This is a genomic window from Psychroserpens burtonensis DSM 12212 (genome assembly GCF_000425305.1).
In the GTDB taxonomy this organism is placed as follows: Bacteria; Bacteroidota; Bacteroidia; order Flavobacteriales; family Flavobacteriaceae; genus Psychroserpens; species Psychroserpens burtonensis.
In genome coordinates, this window is record NZ_AUDE01000006.1 from 257,414 (window position 1) to 265,020 (window position 7,607).

Here is a 7,607-nt window from a genome sequence, read left to right on the forward strand (position 1 = left end):
ATGAATACATATATAACATTAATCGTTGTATTTATCACGTCGTTGTCATTTGCGCAAACACAGGATTCAATCACGTTAAGTTTTAGTGAGTATTTAGGATATGTGAAAAAATTTCATCCCATAGCTAAGCAAGCAGAATTGACAATACAAATTGGTCAGGCAAATTTGATGAAAGCTCGTGGTGCATTTGACCCTAAGATTGAAGTAGATAACGAACGTAAAAAGTTTAAAAACATAGAATATTTTGACCAGTTAAATGCGACATTTAAAGTCCCAACTTGGTATGGCATTGAGCTTAAAGGAAACTTTGAGCAAAATGAGGGTGTTTTTTTAAATCCGCAGGCAGATGTTCCTAATGACGGATTGTATAGTGCAGGAATTTCGGCATCCTTAGGGCAAGGGTTCTTTATTAATCAGCGCATGGCAGATTTAAGAAAAGCCAAGTTTTTTAGAGAGCAAACCGTTGCAGATCGAGAAATCCTTGTCAATCAAATATTATTTGATGCTTCTCTGGCCTACTTTAATTGGCTACAAGCTTATAACGAAACGAGAATTTACGAGCAGTTTTTAGAGAATTCAAAAATCAGATTTAAAGGGGTTAAATTAAGTGCAGAGAATGGTGATAAAGCAGCAATTGACTCTATTGAAGCGGGAATTACAGTAAAAAACAGAACGCTAGGCTTAGAACAAGCTAGAGTAAAAGTAATGAAAGCGACATTAGAATTGTCAACCTATTTGTGGCTTAATGATGATATTCCTATAGAATTGCAACCCAACGTCATTCCTGATGCTTTTATTGAAGACTCTGTTGATGATGTGTTGGAGATTTCGGGAGTACCGCTTGTTGCGTTTGTTTTAGAAAACCACCCAAAACTACGCTCTCTAAATTATAAATTTCAAGGCTTAGAAGTTGATAAGCGCCTAAAAGCTAATAAATTACTACCTAAGATAGACATACAGTATAATTTCTTAACCCAAGATGCAGATATCGCACGATCGTTTAATACTAATCAATATAAAGGCGGGTTTAGTATTGCCTTTCCACTTTTTCTTCGAAAAGAACGCGGTGATTTAAGACTCGCTAAGTTTAAACTTCAAGATGCACGTTTTGATATTAGTAATGCTAAAATTACGATTCAAAATAAAGTATTGGCAATTTATAGAGAATTAGAATCTTTTGAAACTCAAAATGATCTTATAGAAGATATTGTTAAAGATTATGCAACAATGCTTAATGCTGAAGAGCGCAAATTTAGTTTTGGTGAAAGTTCGTTATTTCTAATTAATTCTAGAGAGAAGAGTTTAATTGATAATCAATTGAAAGCTATAGAACTTCAAAATAAATATTTGAAAGCAAAAGCAAAACTATTTAATAGTTTGTCCAGAGATTTAGAAAACCTTTAATTCTGTTTAGGAATTTTTTCTGTAATTGGATTGGCATCTTTAAGAACCATTACTGTAGCTTTTACACCTGTGAGAAGATTCCATTTTTTTGAAGACACTAAATTACCGTTATCATCATAGACAATAAACTCTGCAGTATTAGGTCCAGAGTCCCCTTGATTTAAAGCGAGAAATTCAATTTTATTACTACCTACACTTAAATTCACATTAAATCCTTTATAGCCTCCTGTTAAAACTAATCTTGGAATAATAATATTATCATTTACTTTAACTTGAACCATATCTCCATCTGGAAATTCATGATCTCGACAAACAATTCTCACAAAGGCTCCATTACTTCTTATTTCGCCTAGAAAGACATCTGCCATGGTCTCAATTTTGAGTCCTTGTTCTACTGCGACTTTATTAAAACGTTTCTCAAACATTTCTCCAGGATTTAGTAACCCGTTGTCGTCAATCATAGAAAATTCTTTCTTAGGCTTCGTTATTGAAACTTTACTTTCGTTAGGAATAGTAATTCCTGAAATATTTTTTTTGATTTTGGTAATACCTATTTTAGAGTTAGGCTTAATATCTAATTTTACAGAAGTTGTATCCTTTTTTTCTGTTTCTTTTGCGGGAATTTTTATTGATTTTTTTTCGCTATTATCGGGTTGCGCAAAGGTTTGCAACGCGAAAAAATAAAAAAGTAATAAGATGATCTTGTGTTTCATCGTTAAAATAGTTTGACATGGCCAATTCAAAAACTATACCTAGTTTCAAAAGTAACATGTTTAAAGCTTTAATATTTAAATAATACGTTAAAACTTTCCGTTGAAACTCAAACGAAGTTTACGGGTATACTCCTCTAACAACCATTCCTTATAATTTTTAGTGCTGTTCATGATACAGTAACAGTATTGTTTGATTCGATAACAAATATCATCGTGTAATAACTTAGAAAGTGCTCTAGCTTCAAACACATCTTCACTATTTGCAATAACAAGTTTAGAGTGTTGAGCAATACTATTTTCTATAGCTTGCATTGACTTTTTACCTTCTCGAGTGACCTTTTTATACTCTGCTTTAATATCAAAATCATCATTTGGATTTTTCTTAAAACGCTTTTTAAGTGAGTCTGGCATTGCGTATACAAATTCACGTTCAATGTCTTCATCATGACGAAGATTCTCTAAGTAAAAATCTGGGTTCTTAAAAATATGTTGCCAATCTACTGGCTGACTCCACGGCCCAAATCGAATTGCATTATTTCCTAAATCTATAACTTTAAATGTGTTTTTATCACCACGAACCCTTGACCCTCTTCCAATCATCTGAAAATATAGCGTCAGTGATCGCGTAGCACGATTCAAGATTATAGACTCTACAGAAGGCTCATCAAAACCTGTAGTTAAAATACTTACAGACGATAAAATTCCGCCTGGTGTATTTTTAAACCATTTTAAAATATCCTTACGTTCTTGTTTGTTGCAGGTATTATCCAAATGTCGTACGTCATATCCAGCACGTTGAAATGTATAGTAGACTTCTTTAGAGGTGTTAATCCCGTTATTAAATATAAGCGTTTTTTTTCCTTTACAGAGCTCCTCATAGGCAAATAATAATTTGCCTTGCATTGCTGAATTCGTATATAATGCTTCAGAAGATTTTACTGTATAATCCCCGTTAATACCAATCTTTAATGAATTAAGCGATACATCGTAGTTGTATATTTCCGCAGATGCTAAAAAACCATTTTTTATTAAGGTCGAAATATTATCACCAACAATTAATTCTTTGTAATTATCTTTCATGGGTAGCTTAATATTACTACTCAAAGGTGTTGCAGTAACCCCTAATATAAAGCAGTTTTCGAAAAACCCAAATAACTTTCTAAATGAGTTATAATGCGCTTCATCAATAATTACTAAACCAATATCCTCAAGATTTAATTTTCCATCATTAAGCCGATTATTAAGCGTTTCTACCATTGCCACAAAACATTTATACTGATCTTGGTCTGGTAATTCCTTTACTTTACTATTGATGATTTTGTTATTGACACCAAAATTATTTAAAACCTTAGACGTTTGCTTGCACAACTCTATACGATGCGTTAAAATAACAACCTTCTTTTTGTGCTTTTTTATATATTGTCTAACGATTTCAGAAAAAATAACCGTTTTACCACCACCTGTCGGCAATTGATATAATAAGTTATAATTATTAGGTGCAGCATCAAATACTTCAAAAATGCGCTTTAAATCGGCAATTTGATAGTCATAGAGACGCTTTTTCGTTTCTTTTTTTGACGATACTTGGAGACTTTCGGACATACAATTAATAGCTTCTGAAAAAAAAATTCTCACAAAATTAAGTTATTACAAGGTTATCAAGGCATAATGTTCACAACAATTGAAAAGAAATATGCTCCTATTTATGTTAAAATATGTTAAATAACTACTTTGTAATGCCTAGTACTGTAACAAATCTATTTATCTATCGTCTTGTAAGTATAACATCAATCATATATGCTAAATTAATTTTAGTATTAAAACCAATTAGTATGAGAACTTTAAACAAAAATCAATTAACAAGTACAATAACTGAAACAAGAATTTATACTTGGAATAAAAAGAGACGTTATAGATAATTAGTCTGTAGCGATTAAATAGGCATCAATCATTTATCAATCTGTACTGAACTTATTTCGGTATCAAAAAATTAAAAATCATGAGAACACTAAACAGTAATCAATTAACAAGTAGATCAATCGAAACACGAATTTTTACTTGGAACCAAAAAAGACGCTATAGATCATAAATCTATTTCAATTCATCAATCTAAAAATCAATCTACCATGAGGGTATTAACTAGAATTATCAACACATCACACACAACTAGTGACGATTTAGACACGTTACGTAATCTGTAAAAGTAAATTAGTCATCAATCAAAATCTGTATTGAAATGAATTTCAATACATAATCCAAATAGACCAGCAAACATTTAGTATGCTGGTCTTTATGCGTTTACACTATTTTGTGGTATTGTTTTTGAGTCTTCATTTCTATTATTAACCATCTTTCGTACTGAAAAGCATTTGGGATATAAACACTCACTATTATGAAAAGTTCAAGAGGAGATTACCCAGAAGTCAATGCAGGATCCATGGCAGACATCGCATTTTTACTCCTTATTTTTTTTTTAGTAACAGCAGTTATACCCAATGCTAAAGGAATTAATAGAAAATTACCACCTCCGTGTGCGCCAAATACAGATTGTACAGGTGAACCAATTAGTCAACGTAACATTCTAGAAGTCAAAATCAATGCTAAAGACGAATTACTCGTAGAAAATGAGATTATTTCTATTGACGAACTTAAAGACATTACAAAAGTATTCTTAAATAATAATGGTGATGGCTCTTGTGATTATTGTGTGGGTTTAAAAAATAAGAACCTATCTGACACCCCTAAAAAAGGAGTAGTCTTTTTAGCAAACAATCAAGAAACGTCATATGATTTCTATATTAAAGTTCAAGATGAAATAACTAAAGCCTATTATGAATTACGAAGTGATTATGCAACAACCACTTTAAAAAAACCATCTCATAAACTAACTATAGAAGAACTACAAACGGTAAAAAAAAGCGCATCCCTTTATTTTGTCTGAAGCAGAAATTAAGGACTAAAATTATTGGGTTTAAATCGAATCCTTTTCGATCTCAATTTCAATTCTATAACTGATGTTAACTTTGCGTCTACCCCATTTATTTGCAGACTTAACATCAGTGCCCATGTAAACGTCAATCTTATTTCTAAATCTCTTGTTCATTTTGTCTTTGACCAAATACGTACCATTCAAGCCCTCAACTTTCACCAAGGTATTATGGCTCAGTCCGTTTTTTAGTAAATCTCTAGACACTGCAATATATTTTAGTCCTGGTTTTAAACTATCACCAAAAGCTGTGATATGCGGATTAGAACTCGTTTGATATTCTAGGGAATTAAAAGCAGTAGCAGTCACCTTAATTGTTTTCCATTCATAAGGATTTCGTTCTGTTTTCTGGCAACTAAAAACAACGAAACCTAGCATGAATATTGCAAAACATATATTTGTAGTCCTTGAATTCATATATTAAATATAAGATTTTGTAAATTCACAATCAAAACGAAATCTAACTTTTATGAAATCTATCTTTTTTTCCTTATTCATTTTAATTATGGCCACCTCTTGTAAAAATGATACTAAATCTAATAATGATACATCAACCAATGATTCTATAGCTCTTTTAGAGCGCGCTAAAGGCATCCATGAGCGTGTGATCACTTTAGATACGCATTGTGATATAAATATAAAAAATTTCACAAATTCTATCAATTATACTCAAAACTTAGAATCTCAGGTTAATTTACCAAAAATGAAAGTTGGAGGACTAGATGTCGCTTGGTTTATTGTATACACTGGACAAGATACGTTAACCAATGAGGGCTATGAAAAAGCATACAAAAATGCCATGTCTAAGTTTCATGCCATTCATAAATTAGTCGAAGATATTGCTCCAGATCAAATTGAGTTGGCTTTAAACTCTGAGGATGTGCATCGTATTTCAAAAAGCGGTAAAAAAGTGGCGATGATAGGGATAGAAAACGGATATTCTGTAGGAACAGACATCTCTAATGTAGAGAAATTTTATAATCTTGGCGCACGTTATATGTCATTATCTCACAATGGTCATAGTCAATTATGTGATAGTAATACTGGTGAAGAAGACGATGTTTGGCTTCATAATGGATTAAGTGATTTAGGAAAAGACGTGGTTAAAGAAATGAACCGTTTAGGTATGATGATAGACGTGTCCCATCCTTCAAAAGAATCAATGAAACAAATGATAGAACTGAGTAAAGCACCAATTATTGCATCGCATTCTTCGGCTAGAGCCCTATGTAATCATAGCAGAAATTTGGATGATGAACAATTAGAATGGATGAAAGACAATGGGGGTGTCGTGCAAACTGTAGCATTTCAAACCTATATTAATACTGAAAAGAACGATGCCAGAAATGACGCTATAAAATCAATTCGAGAAGATGTTGCTGCATCATTAGGAGCAACATGGTATGATTGGGAAGACATGAAAACATTATCTGATGAAGATAAAGAAGTATTCTATGATATTCGAGGTGAAATCATAACACTAGCTGATGAAAAAGCGAGTAAAATGACTGAGTTTCCTGCTAAAGTAAATGTATCAGATTTTGTAGACCATATTGATTATTTAGTTAAAAAAATAGGTCTCAAACATGTTGGAATTAGTAGTGATTTTGATGGTGGCGGAGGTGTTGAAGGCTGGAGTGATGCTTCAGAAACCTTTAATGTAACCTTAGAATTGGTTAAGCGTGGTTACAACGAAACCGAAATCGAAATGCTTTGGAGTGGGAATTTGTTAAGAGTTCTGGATGACGTTCAGGCTTTGGCTAACATGCAATCTTAAAAAAAATGTGCTTTTAAAAATCCATCACGTTAGCAACAATAACAGCTATTAACAACAGAATCAGAAGAGCATTCACGGATAATCCAATTATTTTTTTTACTGAAATTGGCTCTTTTAACCCTTTTATGCTAGATACAAAACTCGCTATTGCTGCTACAAAAACCAAAGACACAAAAAAGCTACTTGCATAGGTATAGGTTTCTTCGGAAATGTCATCACGCGCAGCGAGCACTTGAAACACAATAAACACCCCAAAACACACAATAGTGATGATTGCGAATTGAAAGGATTTGTTTGAGTTTTTGTTTGGGTTCATTGTTTTACGCTATGCACTTTTAATAATTCTATTAGATAAAAGTATTTAAACGAAACCTTTAAATAATCAACATCAGTAAACTACGCTATTTGTTTGTCATGGTTTTTAATTCCTTTTTATTAGGAATCCACGTCCATAAAGCAAAAAGTCCGAAAATCAATATTAATATGGTTTCTCCAATTTTTTCCATTTTTATGCTAAGCAATTTTAACCACATAAAACTAAGGAATGTTAAAATAAAAAGACTGTGAATTATAAATATTAACACATAACTAAATTCTATATAATTTGTAAATAATACAAAGAATATTACAAGACTGTATATCCGTAAAACATCATAATCCAGTAATATTAGCAATTACAAGCCTATCAAATATTTTATCACCAAAGTATCTGCGATTCAGTTTGTAC

General features: G+C 32.0%; 7 protein-coding genes. 3 read left to right on the plus strand and 4 right to left on the minus strand.

From position 1 onward, the window contains the following. Window positions 1–1,404, plus strand: coding sequence for a TolC family protein (locus H593_RS0102675; RefSeq protein ID WP_028871003.1), 1,404 nt, complete (start codon window positions 1–3; stop codon window positions 1,402–1,404). Here the strand turns inward: H593_RS0102675 and H593_RS19840 are convergent. Next, window positions 1,401–2,117: a hypothetical protein gene (locus H593_RS19840; protein WP_051229599.1), complete on the minus strand. Its 717-nt coding sequence runs from the start codon at window positions 2,115–2,117 to the stop codon at window positions 1,401–1,403. The two genes, H593_RS0102675 and H593_RS19840, sit on opposite strands and share 4 nt — an antisense overlap. An 87-nt stretch (window positions 2,118–2,204) precedes the next feature. Further along, entirely contained in the window at window positions 2,205–3,719 is a 1,515-nt protein-coding gene (locus tag H593_RS0102685; protein WP_028871004.1) for a DEAD/DEAH box helicase, read from the minus strand. A 790-nt stretch (window positions 3,720–4,509) separates the two neighbouring features. On the opposite strand from H593_RS0102685, the gene H593_RS18400 reads away from it, so the two are divergent. Next, complete coding sequence (locus tag H593_RS18400; RefSeq protein WP_245584998.1) at window positions 4,510–5,058, plus strand: ExbD/TolR family protein; 549 nt, start codon at window positions 4,510–4,512, stop codon at window positions 5,056–5,058. A 30-nt stretch (window positions 5,059–5,088) separates the two neighbouring features. Here H593_RS18400 and H593_RS0102695 read toward each other — a convergent pair whose 3' ends face one another. Further along, the gene (locus H593_RS0102695) at window positions 5,089–5,520 is read right to left on the minus strand and encodes a 3D domain-containing protein (protein ID WP_051229600.1); all 432 of its coding nucleotides are present in this window, start codon (window positions 5,518–5,520) and stop codon (window positions 5,089–5,091) included. A gap of 52 nt (window positions 5,521–5,572) precedes the next feature. On the opposite strand from H593_RS0102695, the gene H593_RS0102700 reads away from it, so the two are divergent. Beyond that, a complete protein-coding gene (locus tag H593_RS0102700; RefSeq protein WP_028871006.1) occupies window positions 5,573–6,880 on the plus strand; it encodes a dipeptidase in 1,308 nt (435 codons plus the stop codon). A 13-nt stretch (window positions 6,881–6,893) separates the two neighbouring features. On the opposite strand, the gene H593_RS0102705 is transcribed toward H593_RS0102700, so the two are convergent. After that, window positions 6,894–7,196, minus strand: a complete 303-nt coding sequence (locus H593_RS0102705) for a hypothetical protein (protein ID WP_028871007.1) — start codon at window positions 7,194–7,196, stop codon at window positions 6,894–6,896. Window positions 7,197–7,607: the final 411 nt, after the last annotated feature.